The sequence below is a fragment of the Prevotella sp. P4-98 genome, from assembly GCF_002251405.1.
GTDB lineage: Bacteria > Bacteroidota > Bacteroidia > Bacteroidales > Bacteroidaceae > Prevotella.
On sequence record NZ_NPJC01000063.1, the window covers coordinates 1 to 22,566 of the forward strand.

Consider the following 22,566-nt stretch of genomic DNA (forward strand, 5'->3'; position numbering starts at 1 on the left):
TGATACACAATTTCTACAAGACCATCATGAGCAGGCTTGACACCAAGGCTTTTGGGCTCAAGAAAACGAGTCGCATAAAGGCTTTTGTCTTCAGATTCATCTCCGTACCTGCCAAGTGGATCATGACTGCAAGGCAATACGTGCTGAATATCTACACAGAGAACCGAGCTTATGCAAGACCCTTCAAAACAGAATTCGGATAAGAATCCTTTCTTTCCGGTTTGAATCTGCGTATTACCTCAAGTCGCATCGTGGGGTAAGGGGATGGTGGCTACATATTGATGTTGTGCTGTTGCTTTTTACTGAAAGCTGCTACTAACGACTCATAAATCTACCCTTAATCGTGTATTGGATGATAGTTGCGGATTTTAGGTTCCCGTCATTTATCTCGAATGGTTATGTGGCTGTGGTGGCCACGTTAATGCTCTTATTGGTTTCGGTCTATCAACTTGGTTATAAAGATAAATCCAACAATATACATGCGTTCTATTGTCAGTAGGAATGTCTTGCAGAAGACCGGCAATGGGATGAAATACTGGAACTTATACCTCCTGGGGTTGCACAAGAGAGTTTTATAGCCAGACGATTTGCCTTACTGGCTTTGATAGAGAAGGGACGTTTGAACAAAGAGATGTTCCTCTATGGCGTGACATCTGCGGATGACTTTATCTTCAAAGACCATGACGAACCGCTCTGCCGCCATTTCAATAGCCTGTTTTTCCGTTCGATGAATATGCCTAATGAGGTTGTTAGACAGAGTTTTCAACAGCAGATACTATCAACCTTCGGTACCAGTTTTAATGTACTTCGACGATTGGCAGTAACCAATTTGGAAATAAAAAACTATCCGTTGGCAAAGAAATACCTTGATATATTGAGTCATTCGACCGTGATGAAGTCATGGGCAGAAGAACGTCGTCCGCAGTTGGAAGCCATTAAAAATGCTAAGCCCGACTATGAACAACGGTTGGATCAATTCTATTCTGCTGATCTTCTGGTAGCTATGGTAGCTATGGCAGACCGCTATCCGACAGAACGGAAATATGCAGATGTGCTGCTTTGCGCTCTATTGGCCAATAAAGACGGTAATCAGTTTTATCCAGCCTTTAAGGTTATTGCTGAACGACAATATGCGCACGGAGAACCTATTCCTGCCTATTATGAGCAGGCATTGATGTTGGTAGCGGCCTCAGAACCCGAGGTGATGCAACTCTACAAGATTAGTCAGCAGACGCAGGATGCTTTTCAGAATGTGATGAAATTGCTCAACAGTGGACAGAAATCGCAACTTCCCAACTTGCTCCCTAATTCTTTCTGGGCATATTTCTTTTAAAAGAGAATATGAAGTTTTAGATTGAATTTAACCCAAATCGGTCGTTAGAATTCGCAAGACAACTTTTTCTGATGACCGATTTGGGGTTTGTGTTTATTTTTTCATTCGTACCAGTTCTTATTGGTATTTTGAGGCTTAATGTTGAGTAATTCAAACTTTTTGTTTATCTTTGCATAAGAATTCTTTTCACCCATGCCTTGATTATTGTGAGGCAGAATAGATATGGGGGAAAATAGCGTATGGAATATCAAGAAACAGAGAATAAATAAGAAAACTACTCGTTAAAAGAACAACAAGAAATGGAATGGATTGAAAGTCTTTTTACTATACACTCAGCAGTACAGACTGTAGTGGTGCTGTCGCTCATTACCTCTTTAGGACTTGCCCTTGGTAAAATTCATATCAGAGGCATTTCGCTAGGCATGGCTTTTGTGTTTTTTATAGGTATTGTGGCAGGAAGCCTGCATTTTTCTGCTGACGAACAAATGCTGACATTTGCTGAGACATTCGGCTTGTCGCTATTTGTTTATGCCTTAGGACTGCATGTGGGTCCCAACTTTATTGGTATGATGCGTCACGAAGGTACGAAACTCAATATATGGAGTATGGGAGTAATTGCGCTTGGCACGGTCATGGCGCTATCGTTATGTCTGGTATTGCCCATTTCAGTACCTGATATGGTCGGACTCCTCTGTGGTGCTACCACCAATACTCCGGCACTTGGTGCAGCCCAACAGGCACTTTCCAATGCCCATCTGTCGCATAGTGGTGCTGCACTGGGTTGCGCTGTGACCTATCCGCTTGGTGTGGTTGGTGTGATATTTGTTATGATTCTGTTGCGAAAATTCTTTGTCAAACCGGAAGATTTGCAACCTCATAATAAAGATGATGAAGACCAGACATTTGTTGGGCAGTATGAAGTGGTGAATCCTGCCATTTCGTGTAAAACGATTGCTGAAATATCGCAGATGACACACCGTCAGTTTATTATCTCGCGCATATGGCGTGGAGACCGTGTGATAGTACCTATTGCCTCTACCGAATTACAAATAGGTGATAATGTGCTTGTGGTGACTAAACGTGATGAGGTGTCTGCCATGGATATTCTCTTTGGTAAACGCGTAGTGAAAGACTGGAATAGAGAGCAGATAGACTGGAACGCTATAGATTCATCGGTGGAGAGTCGTGTAATTGTCATGACACAAGTAAAACTCAATGGCAGAACGCTCGGTTCACTCCATATCCGACAGACTTATGGGGTTAATGTGAGTCGTGTGATGCGTGGCGATATCAAACTGCTTGCTACCGATGCTCTCCATTTGCAATATGGTGACCGAGTGACCGTGGTTGGTACTCCAGATAATCTTGACCATGCAGAAGCTTTCTTAGGTAACGCAGTACAAGTGCTCAACGAACCTAATCTCGGAGCCATCTTCTTCGGATTACTGTTGGGACTTGCCTTAGGAATGATTCCGTTTTCTATTCCAGGAATGAGTACTCCTGTGAAACTTGGAATTGCCGGTGGTCCGATTATTATGGGAATTTTGATAGGTGCCTTGGGACCTCGTGTACATTTCATTAGTTATACTACGCGGTCGGCGTCGCTCATGTTGCGCAAGTTGGGACTTTCGCTTTATCTGGCCTGTCTGGGCCTGGCTGCCGGTAAGGATTTCCTTGCAACCATCATACGTCCTGAAGGTTTACTGTGGGTAGGAGTTGGTCTATTGCTTACTATGCTTCCACTTCTTATCATAGGCATTATTGCCCTGAAGGCCAAGAAATTTGATTTCGGTACTATATGTGGTCTGCTCTGTGGTTCGATGGCAAACCCCATGGCGTTGGGTTATGCCAACGAGACCATTGAGGGCGAACATGTTGCCGTGGCCTATACTTCGGTTTATCCTCTCGGTATGTTTGTAAGAGTGATAATTGCTCAGGTGATTATCATGTTTATGGTTTAGAACGTAGGGGAAAGGTGAAGTAGAACTTTTCCCTTTTGTTGCATAAGGACAAAAAATAAGCCGCTAGACTCTCGTCTAGCGGCTTTTTCTCTCAATTCGTAGCGAATTAGTTTACGCTATCAGTTGCAACGCTATCAACTGCAGTGCTGTCAGCAACGCTGTCAACAGCAGCTACAGAATCGGTGTCAACCTCAGCAGTCTGAGCTTTGTTACCACATGATGCGAAAGAGATAGCTGCAATAGCTACGAACATAAATACCAATTTTTTCATTTTTCTTTGCTTTTTAAATCTGTAAAACAATCATTTGTTTATTAAAACGTTGCAAAGGTAGGCATTTTTTCAATACGTTGTTCTTTTTTTTAAGACTTTTTTTAGTGTTGTTTTGTAACTTTTTCGCAAAGTGTTGATATACAGGTATATACGAAATGTTAAAATTTGGATAATCTTGGCGCATTTCTTAAAAAACAGCGAAAAACCCGTTTTTTGCATTTATTTGAGCACATTGTCTTTTACCCAATTTGCCTCTAAATTGCCGTTCTATGGGCAATTGAGGTCAATCATCAACTAAGAAAGCGCCGTTTATATCGCTTTTTACTATCCCTGTAGTAGCAGTTTTGTGTAGGTTGCGTCTCTCTCTTACGTACTTTTGTTCTCCCATCGTGTTCCTATTATCGTCCGTCAGTTATGGGACTTGCTTGGGATTTACTTATGACTTACTTGGGATTGACGAGGTAAATAGGCTGTGTGCCTTATGGGAACTGAGTTCCCGAAGACATCCCGAACTCATCCCGACGGTATAAGATAGGTATAGTAATCACTTAATCGTACCTTTGACCTGTCGGTCTTAGGTACTCACGTTCGATAATCCAAAAGAAAAACTTAATTTTCTTTTTGTATTCTACTCACTTAATCGTACCTTTGACCTGTCGGTCTTAGGTACTCACGTTCGATAATCCAAAAGAAAAACTTAATTTTCTTTTTGTATTCTACTCACTTAATCGTACCTTTGCACGAGAAAACGTAATATATATAAATAAGGTATGATTGATACATCGGCATTTCAAGGAAAACGAGCCGCCTATTTTACTTTGGGTTGTAAACTGAACTTTTCTGAAACATCGACTTTTGGAAAGATGCTCCATGATATGGGAGTGACAACAGCACAGAAAGGTGAACGGGCAGACCTCTGTCTCATTAATACATGCTCTGTTACGGAGGTTGCCGACCATAAATGCCGTCAGGCAATTCATCGTTTGGTGCGCCAGAATCCTGGTGCTTTTGTTGTCGTTACGGGGTGTTATGCTCAGTTGAAACCTCAAACGGTGAGTGAAATAGAAGGGGTAAGTCTTGTGCTTGGTGCTAACGAGAAGGCGCAACTCATCCAGTTTCTCTCAGAGAAATGGGGTGAAGAGTTGGGTAGAGCCGATATTTCTGTTCCCGATGGGCAGGATGAAAAGACTAAATCCGGAGAAGGCCACTATTTTGTGCAGAAAACCAAAGATATCAAAAGTTTTGCACCCAGTTGTTCACGAGGCAATCGCACTCGCTATTTCTTGAAAGTACAGGATGGTTGCGATTATTTTTGCACCTATTGTACCATTCCATACGCACGTGGCTTCAGCCGCAATCCAACCATCGCCTCTCTGGTGGAACAAGCAGAGCAGGCAGCTGCCGAAGGCGGCAAGGAAATTGTGTTGACTGGTGTGAACATCGGAGACTTTGGAAAGACTACCGGTGAAAGCTTTGTAGATTTGGTTAAGGCATTGGATGGAGTGAAAGGAATCTCACGTTACCGTATCAGTAGTCTTGAACCCGACTTGATGAGCGATGAACTCATCGACTATTGTGCTCAGAGTCGTGCTTTCATGCCCCATTATCACATACCGCTACAGAGTGGAAGTGATATGGTATTGAAATTGATGCACCGCCATTACGACCGTCAACTCTTTGCCGATAAGATACATCGCATCAAGGAAGTAACACCTGAAGCTTTTATCGGCGTGGATGTTATGGTGGGGTGTAGAGGCGAAACACCAGAATGCTTTGAGGAAACATTTGAATTCCTGCAATCGCTTGATGTTACCCAGCTTCACGTGTTCCCTTATTCAGAGCGTCCTGGAACATCGGCACTCTCCATTCCCTATGTGGTCAGCGATCAAGATAAGCGTGAGCGTAGTAGAAGACTGTTGGAACTCTCCGATCAGAAGACCGAAAATTTCTATCGCCAGTTTATTGGCACTACAGCCGAAGTTCTGTTTGAAAAGGCACCACGAGGCAAAGCCATGCATGGATTCACCAAAAACTACGTTCGTGTGGAACTTCCTGCCGCAGAAGCACGTGAGGAATATGACAACCAGCTGATGACCGTCAGACTTGGCGACTTCAATCACGATCATAGTGCCCTACGTGTTACATTAAAATAAACAAGAACATCACAACTCAATATCACAACCCGCAAAAGATGGATAAACTGGCAATTGTTATTCTCAACTGGAACGGACAGAAAATGTTGCATCAATATCTGCCTACCGTTCTACAATACTCCAAGGATGAAGCTGTAATCTATGTGGCAGATAATGCCTCGACAGACCAATCGCTCGCTATGCTTGCCAGCGAGTTTCCATCGTGCAGAACCATTCCTCTTGATAAAAACTGGGGATTTGCTGAAGGCTACAATAAAGCGTTGAAACAGATAGACGCAGAGTATTATCTGCTACTCAACTCTGATATTGAGGTGACCCATCATTGGCTGACACCCCTTATCGAGTTTATGGATGTACATCCTGAAGTGGCAGCCTGTCAGCCTAAGCTCCTTTCCATCTATGACCGCGACCGATTTGAGTATGCTGGAGCAAGCGGAGGTTTCATCGACTGTTATGGTTATCCCTTCTGTCGCGGACGTGTGTTCGAGACGGTAGAACAGGATAACGGACAATATGATTTCCGGCAGGAAATACATTGGGCAACAGGTGCTGCTATGATGATTCGTTCTGCCGACTATTGGGCTGTGGGCGGACTTGACGGTCGTTTCTTTGCGCATAATGAGGAAATCGACCTCTGTTGGCGATTGCGTATTAGCGGACGAAAGATATATTGCTTGCCAGAGAGTTACGTCTATCATGTGGGAGGAGGAACGCTCCCTAAGGGCAATCCCATGAAGACCTTCCTCAATTTCCGCAATAATCTTACCATGCTTTATAAATGTCTGCCCGATAAACAGCTTCACAAGGTGATGCTGATACGTTGGGTGCTTGACTATGTGGCTGCATGGAAGTCGCTCCTGCTTGACCGTAATGTCAGCGAGTTCCTGGCTGTTTATCGTGCACGCCATGCCTTCCGCCGTTGGCGTAAGGATTTTGCAGAAGACCGTAAAACAATTCAGGCCGGCAGAACTTCTGCCAGCCTGACGGATACTTGTACGTTTAGTATTCTTTGGCAGTATTATGCCAAAGGGCGCAAACGTTATTCGGATTTTGTTTGACGGAGCTTTTCCGTTACCACAACGGGATTCATGAGGTCTTTCTTCCACAACTGGAGATAGTCAAACCAGTCTTTGGCAGAATGATAGCCAAAGGTCTCGTTGTCAGAACCGAACGTGATATAGTAACGCATGGCCTTATCGATACCGCCGATGACATAAGGATAGTTGTCTTTGTTGGCAGGCTGTTCGCTCACAACATGTTTCATGGGAAGGCAAATGCCCAATCCAACTGTTTCGCGCTTATGACCTACAGAATCTTTGGCAGATACCGTCCAGTCAGAACCCCAACAACCGCGTAGTCCCTCATGATCGGAATATTCCGTTGAGTTTTTTATATTGATGATACCTGTAGAAAATTGATGGTTGGCAACTGCTTGTCTGAAAAATACATCAACTTGGCAGTCTCGGCGACCAGCATAGAGCGTGTAGCGTGTGGTCATCGTTATAGGATAGGGATGGAAAGCGTTGTTGCCCGTTTTGTCTTTCCAACCATCGTCCACCACTTCTACTATCGTGCGTAAGGGCCCGTAGCTGATGATGCGTTCTGTGCGATGATCCACATTCTCCAACAGGGTAGGCTGCTGTCCGTCCCATCCGCGCATAGTGCCCAGTCCAAATGTGTTACCCACCCAGAGCACGTCGTCACCATAGCCTGCCTCCTTTTGCTGCTTGTTGGTGTAGAATTGTGTTTCCTTCAGTTCCAGTCCCTTACGGTATTTTCCATAGAGATCTACGGTCTGACGATGATCGAAATAGATGCGATAAGCCACTAACTCGTTTTCAAAGGCTGGTCCGTGGTGATGCATCTGCCAGTAAGGGTTTGTGCCGTTCTCAACGGTCAGACTGCTGATAAACAGGTTTTGCTCGTTGTTGGACTTTACTTTCTTGTTGAGCAGTATCATATCAGCATACACCAGAGGCTTGTATTTTCTTGGTTTTCCGCTGTTGAGCAGTTCTACGTTGTAGGTTGTCGTAGATTTCTTTGGCATATCTGCCATGAAACAGAGTTCATCGTAACAGCCGTCACCATTGAGGTCGTCCAGCTGAGATGCAATTTCCTGCCCGTTCATTTTAACGATGGCTTGACGGATGTCAGTACCGTATGGAGCAAGATTAATCACGATGGGTTGGGCGGTACGCTCCGTCTTCATGGTGTTTTTTACAGTAATGTCTAATTGTTTCTGTGCCATAAGTACACAGCAAGACAAGCCACAGAGGGCAATAGTTGCTATTTTACGTTTCATATACCGAAAATCTCTTATGTTTGTTTTCTGATTAGTTTTTCTTGTGCAAAATTAGCCTTTTTACCTTGTTTTTTATCTTTTTTTGCTTAAAACTTGGAATATAAAATATTTTTTAGTAAATTTGCGGTGTATTTTAACATTATATAATATTAAAAAGACGGCCTTTTTTATATCAATGCGGAAAACTTATATACTTTTGTCGGTTGTGATGCTGATATGCCTCGGTTGCGAGTGGCGCCTGAAATCGGGCGATACTGAAATGGGGCATGACCAGTCGTTGATAGACCGATATGATCGTATTGAGATGCTTTATCTGACCACTGGCGATTATTCCGCTTTGCAGCAGATGCAATCCGACTATCCTGGTCAAACTCGGATGTTGATAGAGGATGTGTTGCATATAGGCCATGTGAATGATGTTGGCATCAACCAACGTTTCCGCCATTTCTTCTGCGATTCTACGCTTCAGCGCTTGTTGGCAGATGTACAGGTGGAGTTTGCCAGTCTTGATGATGTGTCGCATGACTTGCAGAAGGCTTTCAAGCGCATGAGAAAAGAGTTTCCCGATATCGTGCTTCCTACCATCTATACTCAGATTGGTTCTTTTGACCAGAGCATAGTAGTAGATAGCAATATGGTTGGTGTCTCGCTCGATAAGTATTTAGGTGCCGACTATCCATTTTATCTGCAGCATTATTCTGACGCGCAGCGTGCGATGATGACTCGTCAGATGATAGTTCCCGATTGTGTGGCATTCTATATTTTGAGTATGTTCCCAACACCTGATGGCTTGACCAAAGCGGAAATACATCGTGAGCTGCGTGCTGGAAAAATTCAATGGGTTGCTAATCAGATTGTTGGAAGGCGTGCTTTTCGTAATCCAGAAGTTGATGCAATAGATCGCTATATGAAGTCTAATCGACACAAGTCTATTCAGCAGTTGCTCAACAGTCACGATGCTATCGTGGAATGAGCAACCACGTTTCTTTAGATGGTTGCCCTTTGTACTTTAGAATCCCATAGTTTTTATTTGTGCCCTTTTCTTTGAGAATCTTATGTAAAGAAATTGTGCTAATATTTGTCGTTTAGCTCCATTACAGTATTACAGTATTACAGTTTCTGAAAACTATTTTTTAGGCTTATATAATGGATTTTTCATGTTTTTGCTTAGCAAAAATGCTGGAAACCCATTGTTTTTGCTTTTTGAAAACTGTAATACTGTAATACTGTAATGGGTGTAAGATAATGTGGTGTAAATATATACTCAGCGTTGGGTGCTTCAAAAACGGGGCTGATACCATCATATAATGATTGCTATTAATCCCCAATTGTTCATAAGACTATTGCCAGTCATAAAACCTTATTGATATCCGAGTGCATGATAGAGCCGGCCTTGTTGGGCATGTGTCCTCGTCATATAGTTTAGAAGGCGGTCGGTAAACTCATGGTTTTTCAATCCCCATTGTGGGGCAATCTTCATCTCTTTTGGCGATTGCGACACGAAACGCTCTACCACGATGTCAGGTCTTAGTCTTTCCAAATAGGCTGTAACCAAACGGATGTATTCATCAACGTTATAGAGCGGAAAAGGATTTTGTTGGTATAGGCGTGCCAATGGTGTGCCTTTAATGATTTGCAATTGATGGATTTTTAATAAGTCGAGTGGTAGGGCAGATATCAAATCGGCTTGGCGCATGCTTTCTTTCTCATCTTCACCAGGAAGTCCCAATATGACGTGCCCACCAGTAAGTATGTCTCTGTCATGAGTTGCTTTGATTGCTTGACATGATGTCTCAAAAGTATGTCCGCGGTTGATGAGTTGCAGCGTGGTGTTGTTGGCAGACTCGATGCCGTATTCCACGATGAGAAAGGTCTGTTGGTTCAGTTGTTCCAGATAGTTGAGTGTTGTTGCGTCTATGCAGTCTGGGCGTGTGCCGATGACCAGTCCTACCACGTTTTCTACGTCAAGAGCTTCCTCGTAGCGGCGTTTCAGTGTGTCTATATCTGCATAAGTGTTGGAGTACGCTTGAAAATATGCCAGATATTTCATATCCGGATATTTATGACTGAAAAACTGTTTTCCCTCTTCCAGTTGTGTAGTGATGGATTTCTCAGGATTACAGTATGATGGATTGAAGGTACGGTTGTCGCAGAAGATACACCCTCCTGTACTGATGTGTCCATCTCGGTTGGGACAAGAGAAACCAGCATCAACGGCAATCTTCTGTACGCGAAATGGAAACTGTTGCCGTATCCATGTACTGTAGGAGTTGTAGCGCATGTTGTAGGAAGATAAGGAAAGTAAAGAATATAAAAAAAAAGAGTAAACAGTGTTTCTGTAAGCCGGGTTCTGTTCCTTGCTAAGGCAAGGCGTCTGCCATTTATCTACTACGCAGGTCACCCTACGTCTCTAGCATTCTACCCTCCATCGTTGTTACTCGGGCGGACAACCCTCAGACGATGGTTTACGTGAACTTGCAGCTCCCAGATGGAACAGCCCGACGATCACCCGTCGGCTGGTGGTCTCTTACACCACCTTCTCACCCTTACCCTTGCGGGCGGTCATTCTCTTCTTCCATATCCAGCTGTCGCCAACTGCTTCTGTTTTCGGAAGTGGGACGTCCTATGCTGCCCGGACTTTCCTCTCGCACCATTGCTGATGCCAGCGGCAGACCGAAACACTGTTTACTATCTTTTCTGCGTTTATTTCTTTGGTTCTTCTTCTATGTCAAGATTGACTGTAGAGAATTTGAAGTCGTTGGTATTGAGATACTTCATATCGTATTTGCGTTTCGACTTCGACGTGTATTGTTTTCTCATTTTGAGATATTTCTTCTCTGCATCTTCTCTTTTGAGTGCAAATATTACCAAGCAAACCCTATTGGGGTGTTGTTGTGCTGTGAGGTATTCGTTGAGTTGGCGTGAGTAGTGTTCTCTGCCCAACAGAAATTTTGTTTTGCTTTCTATCCAGACGTTGGTGATTTCCTGCACATCGGTCATGTAGATGGTGGAATCTTGGAAAGAAGCTGAAAATCCAAAGATATAGACTTTCGGAGTCTTTATGTTTTTGGCGTTGACTACCATTGGCATGGTTAGCGCCATGAGAAGCAATAATATTGCTTTTGTCATTGTTTTCATTGTCCTAAATATGATTTTAACATCGTGTTGTTCGTATTATTACGTAGCCTCCTAATGGCTTTCTCCTTAATCTGTCTGACACGTTCGCGGGACAGACCGTATTTTTCACCCACCTCTTCCATGGTCATCTCTGGTGAGTTGATACCGTAGAGGGCTTCTATTACAGAGCGCTCTTTGTTGGAGAGTGTTTTCAGCGCATTCTCTATTTCTGCTCGCAGCGATTCTCTTACGAGTTCTCGGTCAGCCATCGGTGAGTTGGTATCTTCCATCACGTCGATGAGGCTACTGTCTTCACCATCGGCAAATGGAGCATCCATCGATACATGGCATGTGTGAGCATTGAGCGCTTCGTCAATTTTATCCTGCGGCAAATCAACAAGCTGCATCAGTTCTTCCGACGATGGTTTCCGCTCGTGTTCTTGTTCAAACTTATTAGCCTCATGGGTCACTCTGCTCAACGCACTTTGTTGATTGAGTGGCATTCTGACCAATCGGCTCTGTTCTGCAATGGCTTGCAGGATACTTTGTCTGATCCACCAAACGGCATAAGATATAAACTTAAAGCCTCGTGTCTCGTCAAATTTTTCAGCAGCCTTGATGAGTCCTATATTGCCCTCGTCGATGAGGTCGGGCAATGATAGTCCTCTGTTCTGATATTGCTTGGCTACTGAAACAACGAAACGTAAATTGGCCCTTGTCAGTTTCTCCAAAGCGCGCTTGTCGCCTTTCTGAATACGCTGTGCCAATTCCACTTCCTCATCTACTGTTAGCAGTTCTTCTTTACCGATTTCCTGCAAGTACTTCTCGAGAGATTCGCTCTCTCGGTTGGTGATGGATGTGTTGATCTTCAGCTGTCTCATAGGTTTTTTTGGTTTGGTGTATTTTGCAAAGGTATAGTATTTTTTTCGAAAGACCAAAACAAAAAACCTCTTTTTATAATATTTTTGTATCCTTGCTCCCTGATTTGTTCTTGGATCATGGGGGGCAAGGATACTGGTTCGTCTATGGACAAAGGATGTTTGTCTATGAAGAATAGATGTGGTAAATATCATTTAGTACCGCACAGACGCTGTAGTTCTATGACGGTTTGGTTGTATTCATTGATGGCTTCTGCGCGTTTCTGATAGACATCGATTTCATCTTTCAGTATGCCTACATATTCTACATATCCGATTTCGCCTTGTTCGTATTCAGCTGTGGCAAGTCTCACCATCTCATCGTTCCACTGACAACCGTTTTCGGCGTAGTATTCCACTCGTTGCCGTGCAGCATTGCAACGGCTCAATAGTGCGTTGTATTGAGATTCACGTTGTTGTGCTTCCTGTTGAATCTGTATTTGCAATTGTTCGCGCTCAGCTTTAGCAGCCTTGACGCGTGCTTTGGTAGCGCCATAAAACAAGGGAATGCCTACACCAACCTCAAAGCCCATGAAGTTTCCACCGTCATATCTGCTACGATCTTCGTTGTAGGGATTCCATGAAGAGATAACCATCTGATTGCGTAGTGAGAGTGAGAGGGATGGGGCATAACCGCTTTTTTCTACCTTCACCTGGCGTTCAGCAGCTTGCAGTTTGTCGTTGGAGAACCGTCCTTCTGGAGTTTGTTGATAGTTATAGGCCGGTAGGACGAATTCTATGGGAGTTAACAGTTCGTCTGCGGCAGTGATGGGTTCATCGGTGCCAATCACCTGCATCAGTTGCAATCGAGCATTCTCAGCCTCATTTTCAGCTTTTACGATGTCGAGTTGGTTTTCGCGCTGTAAGCGTTCTGCATTGATGAGTTCACGTCTGCCTGTCTCTCCAGCCTCCATACGTTGGCGCACCACGGTACGGTAGCGTGTCATGATGCTGTCTTGTCTTCTTAGGTTACGAAGGCATTGTTCCTGATAAACCAGTTGGAAATAGGCAGAAGCCACAGCAGCCTCCACGTTTTTTTGTTCCATCTCCAGTCTGCTCCTTTCGGCTTGTGTCTCAGCTTTTAACTGTTGACGTCGGGCAATATATACTGTGGGAAAGTCGAAACTCTGCGTTACCGACAGTGCGTTGTCAGGACTACCTCCCGATGTAGGGTCTTGCGAAAGCGACAGCTCTGTCTTTTCCAAGTCCCATGCCGTGCCTTGCAATGCCTGCGCCCGTTCCACTTGTTTGTTTGCCATACGTATTGTCGGGCTCTGCTTCATCGCCATGTCAATACATGTTTGAAGTGACAGGTGGCGCATTTGTGCCATGGCAGCACCACTTATTATCGTACCCATTATTGTGAGGATGATGTGTCGCATAGTGTCTTACTCTTTAATATATATAAGATGTGTGATTTATTCTTTTTTAAAGGTGCGGTAAATCGCAGGCAATACCAGAAGTGTGAGCAGGGTGGAAGTGATGAGTCCACCGATCACTACTGTTGCCAACGGGCGTTGCACTTCTGCGCCATCGCCTGTAGAGATTGCCATAGGCAGGAAACCCATTGACGCCACAAGGGCAGTCATCAGAACAGGGCGCAAGCGAATCATACAACTCTGTGTGATGCGTTGGTTGATGTCCGCTATGCCTTCACGTTGCATTTGGTTCATCTGTCCCACCAGTACAATACCGTTGAGCACAGCCACACCGAAGAGGGCAATAAAACCAACACCTGCCGATATGGAGAAGGGCATACCTCTGAGCCATAAAGCCCATACGCCACCGATGGAAGCCAATGGGATGGCAGAGAATACAAAGAGTGAGTCGCGCAGGTTCTTCACCGTGGCATAGAGCAACAGCAGAATGATCAGTAGCGCGATAGGCACTACAATGCTCAGTCTGTTGATAGCACTCTGCATATTCTGGAATTCACCGCCATAGGTGTAATAATAGCCTTCGGGCAGGTGCACCTTTTCGTTCATCAGCGTTTCTATCTCCTCCACGGTTGACTGCATGTCGCGTCCCTTGATATTGAAACCGACGTAAATGCGGCGCTCGCCATTCTCGTGGGAAACCTGTGACGGAGCAGGCTCATTGACAATATCTGCCAATTGTTCTAAAGGCACCGTAATGCCCTCGCCAACGGGAATTGCCAACTGTCGAAGTTCTTCAACCGTGCGGTTGCGATTGTCGAGTCGTACCACCACGTCAAATTTCTTCTCGCCTTCATAGATAGCACCTGCTGTGGCGCCTGCAAATGTTGTTTCAAGTATGCGGTTCACATCATCTACGCTGACACCATAGGCAGCCATGCGGTTGTGGTTGTAGCGCACTTGTATTTGCGGGAGTCCAGAAACCTGTTCCACCTGTACGCCGCTGACACCTCTTACGTTGCGCACCAGTCCAGCAATCTTAGCAGCTTGCTGTTGCAATACGTTGAGGTCTTCGCCAAACACTTTGATGGCTACATCCTGTTTGATACCCGTCAGCAATTCATTGTTTCGCATTTGTATGGGTTGGGTCAGTTCGGCTTCAAGACCGGGAATGTTCTTTAGTGTTTCCGACATCATCGCCATGAGTTGGTCGGTAGTCTTTGCCGAAGTCCATTCGGCTTTTGGCTTCAGTGCCACCATGATGTCAGCACGTTCCACCGGCATCGGGTCTGTAGGAATCTCGGCACTGCCGATACGACTCACCACCTGTTTTACTTCAGGATATTTGGCTTTCAGGAGTTGTTCCGCTTTGCTGCAACTCTCCACCATTTGTGAGAGCGACGTGCCTTGTGCCATACTCATCTCGATGGCAAAGTCGCCTTCTTCCAGACTTGGGATGAATTCACCGCCCAAAAACTTGAAGCCTACACCGCTGACGCAGAACAGTGCAACGGCAATGGTAATGACATCTTTGCGACGTTGCAGCGTCCATTCCAATATCGGTCGATACCATTCTTGCAGTTTGGCAAGCATCCTGTCGGAAACCGTTTCTTGGGTATGTACCTTTCTGCTGAGGAATGTGCAACTTGCCATCGGCACATAGGTCAATGAAAGGATAAAGGCGCCGACTATGGCAAAGAATACTGTTAATGCCATGGGGCGGAACATTTTTCCTTCAATTCCTATGAGTGTCATCAATGGGATATAGACAATCATGATGATGATTTCGCCGAAGGCAGCACTCTGCCTGATGCGTGATGCCGAGAAATGCACCTCGTTGTCCATCTCCTGACGTGTCAGCCGTAGGGTAGGGTATTTGTCGGCACTACTGTTGATATGGGTCACCACCGCTTCGACGATGATTACCGCCGAATCGACTATCATACCAAAGTCTATGGCTCCCAAACTCATCAGGTTACCGTCAATGCCGAATGTCTTCATCATACCGAAAGCAAAGAGCATACTCAGTGGGATAACACTTGCCACAACGATGCCTGCCCGCCAGTTGCCGAGAAAGAGTATCAGCACGAAGATGACGATGAGTCCGCCTTCGATGAGGTTGCGTGCAATGGTATGTTCCACGCGGTTCACCAGATTGGTACGGTCTATGAATGGTTCGATGACCACACCTTCCGGTAGTGATTTCTGTATCTGGCTGATGCGATCCTTTACGCGTTGGCTCACTTCTTGGAAGTTTTCACCTTTCAGCATGATGGCAATACCTGCCACCGCTTCACCATTACCGTTGCGTGTTACTGCTCCGAAACGTGTTGCATGTCCCATCTGTATGGTAGCCACATTACCCACGCTCACCACGTTGCCATCAACAGTCTTGACAGCCACTTGGCGCAGATCGTCGGCAGAGGTCAGCACACCCAGTCCGCGGATGTAGTATTGGTTAGCATCCTGTTCGATATAGCTGCCACCCGTATTGGCATTGTTCTTTTGCAGTGCTTCAAAGACATCGCCCACAGTCAGTCCGTAGGCAGTCAGTCGGTTGGTTTCGATAGCCACTTCATACTGTTTGACAAATCCTCCCCATCCGCTCACCTCAGCCACACCAGGTGTACCCGACAGTTGTTTGCGTACTATCCAGTCTTGCATGGTGCGCAATTGCGTCAGCGTGTATTTGTCTTCATAGCCCTCTTTGGCTCTTATGGTATAGTGGTATATTTCGCCCAGTCCGGTGGCAATAGGTCCCATCTCGGTATCTGTATTGGCAGGCAGTTCCTTGGTCACGTCCATCAGTACTTGGCTCACCTGTGAGCGAGCCCAGTAGATGTCGGCAGCATCGTCAAACACAAGTGTGATGACCGATAGTCCGCTACGTGAGATACTGCGTCTTTCTTCCAGTCGCGGGATATTGGCTAATGCCATTTCTATCGGAGTGGTGATGTATTGTTCCACCTCTTGTGCGCCCAGTGCAGGAGCTTGGGTGATGACCTGTACTTGATTGTCAGTAATATCCGGTGTGGCATCGAAGGGAAGATGCACCAATGATACGATACCCCATACCGCTATGGCAAGGGTCAGAATGCCTATCGTCAGTTTGTGTGTGACGGAAAAATCTATCAGTTTCTGAAACATAGAGAGGTATTAGCTATATTAATGGTTGTGTTCACCGTGTTCACCGATGAGCGAAGCCAGATAGAACACGTTTTCTGTTACGATTTGCTGTCCGTCTTGTATGTGTTTACAGAGTTCCACCTCGGTATATCCAGAATCGGTCACTCCGGTCGTCACCTCATGTCGTGAGAACACACAGTCCCCGTCTTTTCCTTTTTTGTCGAGTGCAAAGATGTAGGTTTTACCCTTGGTATTGATAATGGCTTTTGAGGGCAGTGCTTTGCAACGCTTTCTGCCAGTGGCAATGCGTCCTGTGACAAACATACCGTCTATCAGTCGTGCTTTGGCGTTACCGTCCAGTTTCACATGTACGGCAACACTCTTTGTACCATCGTTGAAATAGTCGTTGATGCCATAAACCTGTCCGCTGACTTCTATGCCGGGTTGGTTGGTGAGAGCCAGCAATACGCGGTCTCCTTTATTCACTTTCTGCAGGTCTTTCTCAAAGACGTTCAGGTCGCACTCCACTTGATCATTATTGCGGATAGTCATCAGTGGTGTTTGCATATCAGCATAGCTGCCCAGTGGTGCATTGAGTTGACATACTGTTCCGCTGATGGGAGCACGCAGAGGGAATGTTGTGGTAAACTGTCCTCGTCCTACGGCATGGGTACTGATGCCCATTTGTTGCAGTTGGCGACCAATACCTATCATGGTGGCGTGCGCCACTTGATAGTTGCGTTCAGCCTGTTGGCGGTTCTTCTGCACACCAGCCCCCTGCTGTGCCAGTGTTTCTTGGCGTTGCTTTTCTATTTGTGCCATTTCACATTCTTTGTAGGCAGCATAGTATTCGCGTTGTAGTGTCACCACATCAGTATTTTCTATGGTTGCCACCACCTGACCTTTTGTCACGTGTTGTCCGTTTTTCACGAGGATGTTCTTTACCACGCCACCCATTAGTGAGGCAACATTACCCATCGACTGTGGGCGCAAAACTATCGACCCGTTGACGCGGATGGTAGCATCGAGTTCACGGTATTGCACAGAGTCAGTTTTTAAGTCTATAGTAGCAATCTGTTTAGCTGTTAGAGGTATGTTTTTGAAATCTTGTTCTTCATCGTGGTGTTCGTCTTCTGCCTGACTATGTCCTGCATGTGCATCGTGGTGATCGTCGTCACCGTGTGATAGTAGTGTAAATCCACCTACAGCCACCAGTGTTGCAGCTATCACTATTGCCAGTCGTTTGATATTGTCTTTCATATTTTTTCAGGTTTTCTTTTTTTTATTCCGTGCAAAATTAGTGAAACGTCTTAATATCGAAGTATGATATAAGTATCAACTGCTATTTTCTGCAACTGGGTTGCAAATGTGTTTCATGTTCAATCGGTAAGTTGGTAATAGTATGTGTCGTAATGTGGATAAAAAAGAGGCACGATACCTGTTTGACAGGTTGTGCCTCTAAACGAGAGAACGTATGTAAGAAACGTATGTATGTAAGGTTTTACCCTAATCAGTCGGTTGGGATTAATACTTGGCATTCTGAGGGTCGAAGTTGGTCCAACCATCGAGCCAGTTGTCGTTGGTATTGAATGCTCCAACGTAGTTGACAGAAGTAAACCAGCTGTCGAGACCCTTGAAGTTCTGTGCGCCAAACACAGCACTGCCACTCTGGGGAATGATCGCTACGCCAACGCCTTTGGTGTCAGTTAGTTTCAATGAAGTCTTGTCTGCCAGTGCCTTGTTGCCAGGCTGAGCAGCGAAGAAGGTGTGAGAGTATGACTGTTTGCTGTCAGCCTTTACCGTCTTGTTGGCGAAGTCGTATTCCTTATCCTCGTAGCTCTTGTTGGCATCCGAACCGATGATGTCAAGATTAGCCATCAGTATGTTTTGCAGATGCAGTGTTCCCTTGCTTGCTTCTTCAGGAGTATTGCCCTTTTCACCATCAACAATCAGACCGATAGGCCAGTCCATAACCAGCGAATTGACACAGTTTAGACGTGACGAACGGCGAATCTGCATGGCAGCCTGGAAACGTCCGAGACCCGAACCGTTGTTGGGAAAATAGTTGCCAGCAGTGATATAGCTCTTGTCGTTGACAAAGTCAGAAGCCGATTTTGGACCAACGAAGGTGATGTTGGAGAAGGTGGCAGTGGTGTAAGGAGAAAGCTGAGAACCATCAGAACAGTTGTCGCTTTCGAAACCGTTGCTCTGGCTCTGGTCGGCAATCTTCGGGTCGCGTACGGCAAGACCGAACTGCACCTTACCAGAGAAGCCGTTGTCGGTATCGAAGTCATCGTCCCATCCTTTGTAGGCAATGAGGTATTTGCAGTTGACCGCACCACCGAACCATTCAAACGAGTCGTCGTTGGAGAATGAAACCTGTACGTGGTCGATCTTGGTGGCAGAACCTACGCTACCCAAAGTCAGACCGTTGATTTCCTGGTCAGCCTTGAAGGGATATCCAGCAAACTCGATACGAACATAGCTCAAAACACCTGAGTTGTCGGCATCGTCATTGCCGCCGTGCTTGGTGCGTGGTCCACCTTCAATCTGCATCTCCGTTTGGTTGTTGCGCGCTTTACCGCAGAGGATGATTCCCCCCCAGTCACCGGGGCGACGCTGTCCGGCAGCCGCAGCAGAAGTAAAGACGATCGGTTCGGTTGCCGAACCCTGTGCAATGATTTTACCGCCACGCTCAGCAATAAGCGTTGCCTTGGTAGTCTTGTCACCCTTGATGACACTTCCCGGTTCGAAGGTCAGTTCTGCTCCTGCTGCGATATAGATCCATCCTTTCAGCGTGTATGTACCTTTTTTGAGTTGTTGCTTGCCAGTGAATACAAACTCCTGATCGCCGTTGCCAATGACAGTACCATTGGCATCTTCTTTGCCGTCAGCATCGAAGAGTATATGGTCGCAGGCATTGAGTCCTCCGTCTTTGGTCCATTTATAGACCGTATTCTGTCCAGGTTGTGGATTAGGGTCTGGTGTAGGATCATCGTTACTGCTGCTGCATGCGGCCATCATAGCCGTCATTGCGAGGATGCCCATGCATCCCATGAAATTCATCTTTTTCATCTTGTTACTTGTTTTTTTGATTAAACAAAACATCTGTTATTTCAGTATATTATCAATTTCGTATTAGAATTTGTAGATGGCCTGCAAACCAATGTTGCGACCGGGTTTATAGCATCGCGCCACCTCTTCGACGGTACGCTGGCTACCATCGGTGTATGTCACGTCGGCAAACTGTTTGTAGTAAACCTTTTCAGCCAAGAGGTCGCGCACCTGGAGTTTGATTTCCCAGTGCTCCCCAAAGCGCTTCGTGGCAGAGAGGTCGATCACGTTGCGAGGCATCTCATAGCTATGAGGCACACGAGCATTCTCGTCAGAGGCACTGCTTCCTTCGCTGCGTCCCACACCGATGATGCGCTTTCCGATGCGGTTGTAGAGTACCGCCACATCGAGGTTCAGTGGTTTGTTTTTGTAAAACAGTCCAGTGTTGATGAGGTATGGCGACTGTCCCTGCATGGGTCTGTTTTCCTCTTTGCTGCCAGGAGCGAAAGCCACCTTACTCTTGATGAGTGCCCCATTGAACGACAAGTTGAAGTCAGGGAGACCGATGAAGGCGAGGTTTTTGCGGATATCGAGTTCTATACCGTAGTTGTTTGCGCTCCGTGCATTCTTATAGGAATAGATGAGGTTGGTGCCACCTGCCACGGTGTAGGTCCATTCGATGGGTGAATCGAAATGCTTGTAGAAGAGTGCCAGCGAGATGAGTTCGCCTCGACTGGGGTAGATTTCATAGCGCAGGTCGATATTGTCGATGTAGCAGTTGTTCAGTTCGGTATTACCCTGCACATCGCTTGCCAGGTCGAAGTCGTAATAGACCGACGATGCCACTTCGCGAAACTCCGGTCTGTTGATGCTTCGTCCATAGGAGAGTCTGACTTGGTGAATATCGTTCATGCGATAGGTGGCATTGAGTGAGGGGAAGAGGTCGTTGGTGCGATAGTGGCGACTCTGTTCGCTCTTTTCGTTGTCGCGAGTGTTGGAGATGAGTTCCATATCGTTGTGCTCGAAGCGCAGTCCAGCATTGACAGTCACCTTGCCGAATGGCAGCATCATGTTGAGATAACCAGCCCCTAAGATGTTGTGTCCCCGATAGTTGTTGCGCATCTGCAGTTGTTCGAAGAGGTAGAGCTTATTGTCGCCCAGATTGTCGGGATTACCAAGGAGTGTTGGCACATCCATGTGTTGGAAGTCGCTGGGCAATGTGTTGTTGCCGGGATTCCATTGGTAGTAGAACTCGTGAGCTTCATACGCTCTTGTGCGGTATTCGCCATAGGTACCAGCCATGAGATCAGGTTCCCATGAACCAAGCGTGAAATGGTGTTTCTCGTTGAGTGCTACAGAGGCGATGTGTTCATCGAGTGCAGTCCATTCGCGTTTCACATCGTTGCCTGTGCTGAGAGCAAACACTCCCGTTTCAAGTGCATCGTTCACCATATAGCGCTTGCGATCAGGCAATCTTCGATTGGCATAGGCATAACCGATATTCCAGTCGAAGGTATCGTCAGTAAACGAGTGTTTTCCCGTCAGCTGTCCGTTGTACGTGGTACGGCTTCGATAGTAGTATTCCGCGCTGCGCTCCATATCCGACTGTGCGCTAACACCGTCACGCCAGGTGTATCGGCTGGTAGCCAGTTGGTTGAAGATATTTTTGAGTTGGTATTTATGCTTTCCGTTGCGTGAGAGCAGGGTAAGGTTGACCATGGCCCCCAGTCTCACATTATTGTTATACTGGTCGTCAACAGAATAGCGCAGATAGTTGGGCTTGTTGTTCACCGCATCATAAATGCCGAAGAGGTTGTTCTCCATGTTTTCGTATGTGCGGTATTCGTTGGTGTAGTTGATCGCAGCCAACAGTCCGAGGGTGCGTCCGTTCAGGTTCCAACGGTGGTTCATGCTTGCCGCCAATTTCAGATCGCCGAATGGCTTTTTGCTCTTCACCGCCCAATCGTAGTTGAACGGCATGTCCATGCTGCGCTTGCCATTGTCGAATCCGAGGAAGTCTGTGGCAGAACCCTTGTAATAGCTGAAGTCCTTCATGGCGGTAGAGGTATTCCAGTTGCCACCCAGCATCAGCGAGAAACCATTGGATGTAGGAATCTCCTTGGTATTGACGATGATGAAACCGCCAGAGTAGTCGGCAGGATATTCGGCAGAAGGAGATTTGACGATGGTGAGGTTGTCAATCTGCGAACTGGGTATGATGTCAAACGAGAACGCCCTTGAGTCAGCTTCACTACTGGGCACTGCCCCTCCGTTCACCCATACATTATTGTAGCGTTGAGAGAGTCCGCGCACCATCACAAACTTATCGTCGATGAGGCTTACACCAGGTACACGGCGGATGACCTCGCCCGCATTGGTGTCTTGTGTACGGCTGATTTCCTGAGCCGAAACATTGTTCATGACCAACGCACTCTGTTTAGCCATCTGTACCATGGCAGCATCGGTATTCTTGCGTTCCACCGCCGTAACCGTCACCTCCTTGAGCTGTTGCTCGTCGGGAGAGAGAGCCACCTTCACCACTTGTGTGTTGCCCTTTTGTGCATCCACCTGCAGTTGGCAGGTCTTGTAGCCTATATAGTTAATTAATAAGGTGTGTTTTCCTGATTTGAGTCCATCGAGTGCAAAGCAACCTTCCATATCGGTGATAGCTTTCAGGTTAGAATCCTCTACTGAGATGACCGCACCGATCAATGTTTCCTGCGTTTTTGCATCGCTAACGATACCTTTGATTTGTTGCGCCCAAGTCTGCAAACAACCAACTGCAAGACATGCTGCAACAATGATTCTCTTGTTCATTTTCATTTCTTTCTTATTACCATTATGATTTCGGCTGCAAAGTTACGTGTCTCTTATTACAGGTCTGTTACGCTGGTGTTGAAAGTGAATGACAATGGTACGACAGTCGTGTTACGGGTATGGGAAAGGCAATGGAGAT

The 22,566-nt window shown here is 46.1% G+C and carries 14 protein-coding genes, 1 other RNA gene and 2 pseudogenes; 6 read left to right on the forward strand and 11 right to left on the reverse strand.

Annotated elements, in window-relative coordinates; genetic code table 11:
- From CIK96_RS10610 to CIK96_RS10620, 3 genes and pseudogenes are all read left to right on the forward strand, one after another.
- Positions 1-203 (forward strand): annotated as a pseudogene (locus CIK96_RS10610) (IS1380 family transposase); the annotation flags it as partial.
- A gap of 311 nt (positions 204-514) precedes the next feature.
- A pseudogene (locus CIK96_RS10615) lies at positions 515-1,333 on the forward strand (DUF6057 family protein); the annotation flags it as partial.
- A gap of 299 nt (positions 1,334-1,632) precedes the next feature.
- Positions 1,633-3,294 (forward strand): putative transporter, encoded by a 1,662-nt coding sequence (locus tag CIK96_RS10620; protein ID WP_094440562.1) that lies wholly within the window; start codon positions 1,633-1,635, stop codon positions 3,292-3,294.
- Positions 3,295-3,400: 106 nt separating this feature from the next.
- On the opposite strand, the gene CIK96_RS13325 is transcribed toward CIK96_RS10620, so the two are convergent.
- Positions 3,401-3,565 carry a hypothetical protein gene (locus CIK96_RS13325; RefSeq protein ID WP_173815123.1) on the reverse strand — a complete coding sequence of 55 codons (165 nt, stop codon included), beginning with the start codon at positions 3,563-3,565 and terminating at the stop codon, positions 3,401-3,403.
- Positions 3,566-4,335: 770 nt separating this feature from the next.
- Here CIK96_RS13325 and mtaB point away from each other — a divergent pair.
- Together mtaB and CIK96_RS10630 are read left to right on the forward strand one after the other, a co-directional pair.
- Entirely contained in the window at positions 4,336-5,718 is a 1,383-nt protein-coding gene (gene mtaB / locus CIK96_RS10625) for a tRNA (N(6)-L-threonylcarbamoyladenosine(37)-C(2))-methylthiotransferase MtaB (protein WP_094440563.1), read from the forward strand.
- A gap of 38 nt (positions 5,719-5,756) precedes the next feature.
- Positions 5,757-6,776: a glycosyltransferase family 2 protein gene (locus tag CIK96_RS10630; RefSeq protein ID WP_094390576.1), complete on the forward strand. Its 1,020-nt coding sequence runs from the start codon at positions 5,757-5,759 to the stop codon at positions 6,774-6,776.
- Here the strand turns inward: CIK96_RS10630 and CIK96_RS10635 are convergent.
- Positions 6,758-8,020, reverse strand: a complete 1,263-nt coding sequence (locus tag CIK96_RS10635) for a DUF4861 domain-containing protein (RefSeq protein ID WP_094440564.1) — start codon at positions 8,018-8,020, stop codon at positions 6,758-6,760. The two genes, CIK96_RS10630 and CIK96_RS10635, sit on opposite strands and share 19 nt — an antisense overlap.
- 175 nt (positions 8,021-8,195) lie before the next feature.
- On the opposite strand from CIK96_RS10635, the gene CIK96_RS10640 reads away from it, so the two are divergent.
- Positions 8,196-8,993 carry a hypothetical protein gene (locus tag CIK96_RS10640; protein ID WP_094390574.1) on the forward strand — a complete coding sequence of 266 codons (798 nt, stop codon included), beginning with the start codon at positions 8,196-8,198 and terminating at the stop codon, positions 8,991-8,993.
- 387 nt (positions 8,994-9,380) lie between these two features.
- Here the strand turns inward: CIK96_RS10640 and CIK96_RS10645 are convergent, their stop codons facing one another.
- The 9 genes from CIK96_RS10645 to CIK96_RS10685 form a co-directional block, all read right to left on the reverse strand.
- Positions 9,381-10,301: a TIGR01212 family radical SAM protein gene (locus CIK96_RS10645; protein ID WP_094435569.1), complete on the reverse strand. Its 921-nt coding sequence runs from the start codon at positions 10,299-10,301 to the stop codon at positions 9,381-9,383.
- A gap of 42 nt (positions 10,302-10,343) precedes the next feature.
- Positions 10,344-10,705: RNase P RNA component class A (gene rnpB, locus CIK96_RS10650), an RNA gene on the reverse strand.
- 18 nt (positions 10,706-10,723) lie between these two features.
- Positions 10,724-11,149, reverse strand: a complete 426-nt coding sequence (locus CIK96_RS10655; RefSeq protein WP_144007364.1) for a hypothetical protein — start codon at positions 11,147-11,149, stop codon at positions 10,724-10,726.
- Positions 11,150-11,154: 5 nt separating this feature from the next.
- Entirely contained in the window at positions 11,155-12,018 is an 864-nt protein-coding gene (locus CIK96_RS10660; RefSeq protein ID WP_094390571.1) for an RNA polymerase sigma factor RpoD/SigA, read from the reverse strand.
- Between the two features lie 188 nt (positions 12,019-12,206).
- Positions 12,207-13,412 carry a TolC family protein gene (locus tag CIK96_RS10665; protein ID WP_158214860.1) on the reverse strand — a complete coding sequence of 402 codons (1,206 nt, stop codon included), beginning with the start codon at positions 13,410-13,412 and terminating at the stop codon, positions 12,207-12,209.
- Between the two features lie 60 nt (positions 13,413-13,472).
- Positions 13,473-16,577 carry an efflux RND transporter permease subunit gene (locus CIK96_RS10670; protein WP_094435565.1) on the reverse strand — a complete coding sequence of 1,035 codons (3,105 nt, stop codon included), beginning with the start codon at positions 16,575-16,577 and terminating at the stop codon, positions 13,473-13,475.
- An 18-nt stretch (positions 16,578-16,595) separates the two neighbouring features.
- Complete coding sequence (locus CIK96_RS10675; protein WP_094440565.1) at positions 16,596-17,816, reverse strand: efflux RND transporter periplasmic adaptor subunit; 1,221 nt, start codon at positions 17,814-17,816, stop codon at positions 16,596-16,598.
- A gap of 264 nt (positions 17,817-18,080) precedes the next feature.
- Positions 18,081-19,631: a hypothetical protein gene (locus tag CIK96_RS10680; protein WP_094440566.1), complete on the reverse strand. Its 1,551-nt coding sequence runs from the start codon at positions 19,629-19,631 to the stop codon at positions 18,081-18,083.
- Between the two features lie 63 nt (positions 19,632-19,694).
- Positions 19,695-22,433: a TonB-dependent receptor gene (locus tag CIK96_RS10685; RefSeq protein WP_094440567.1), complete on the reverse strand. Its 2,739-nt coding sequence runs from the start codon at positions 22,431-22,433 to the stop codon at positions 19,695-19,697.
- Positions 22,434-22,566: the final 133 nt, after the last annotated feature.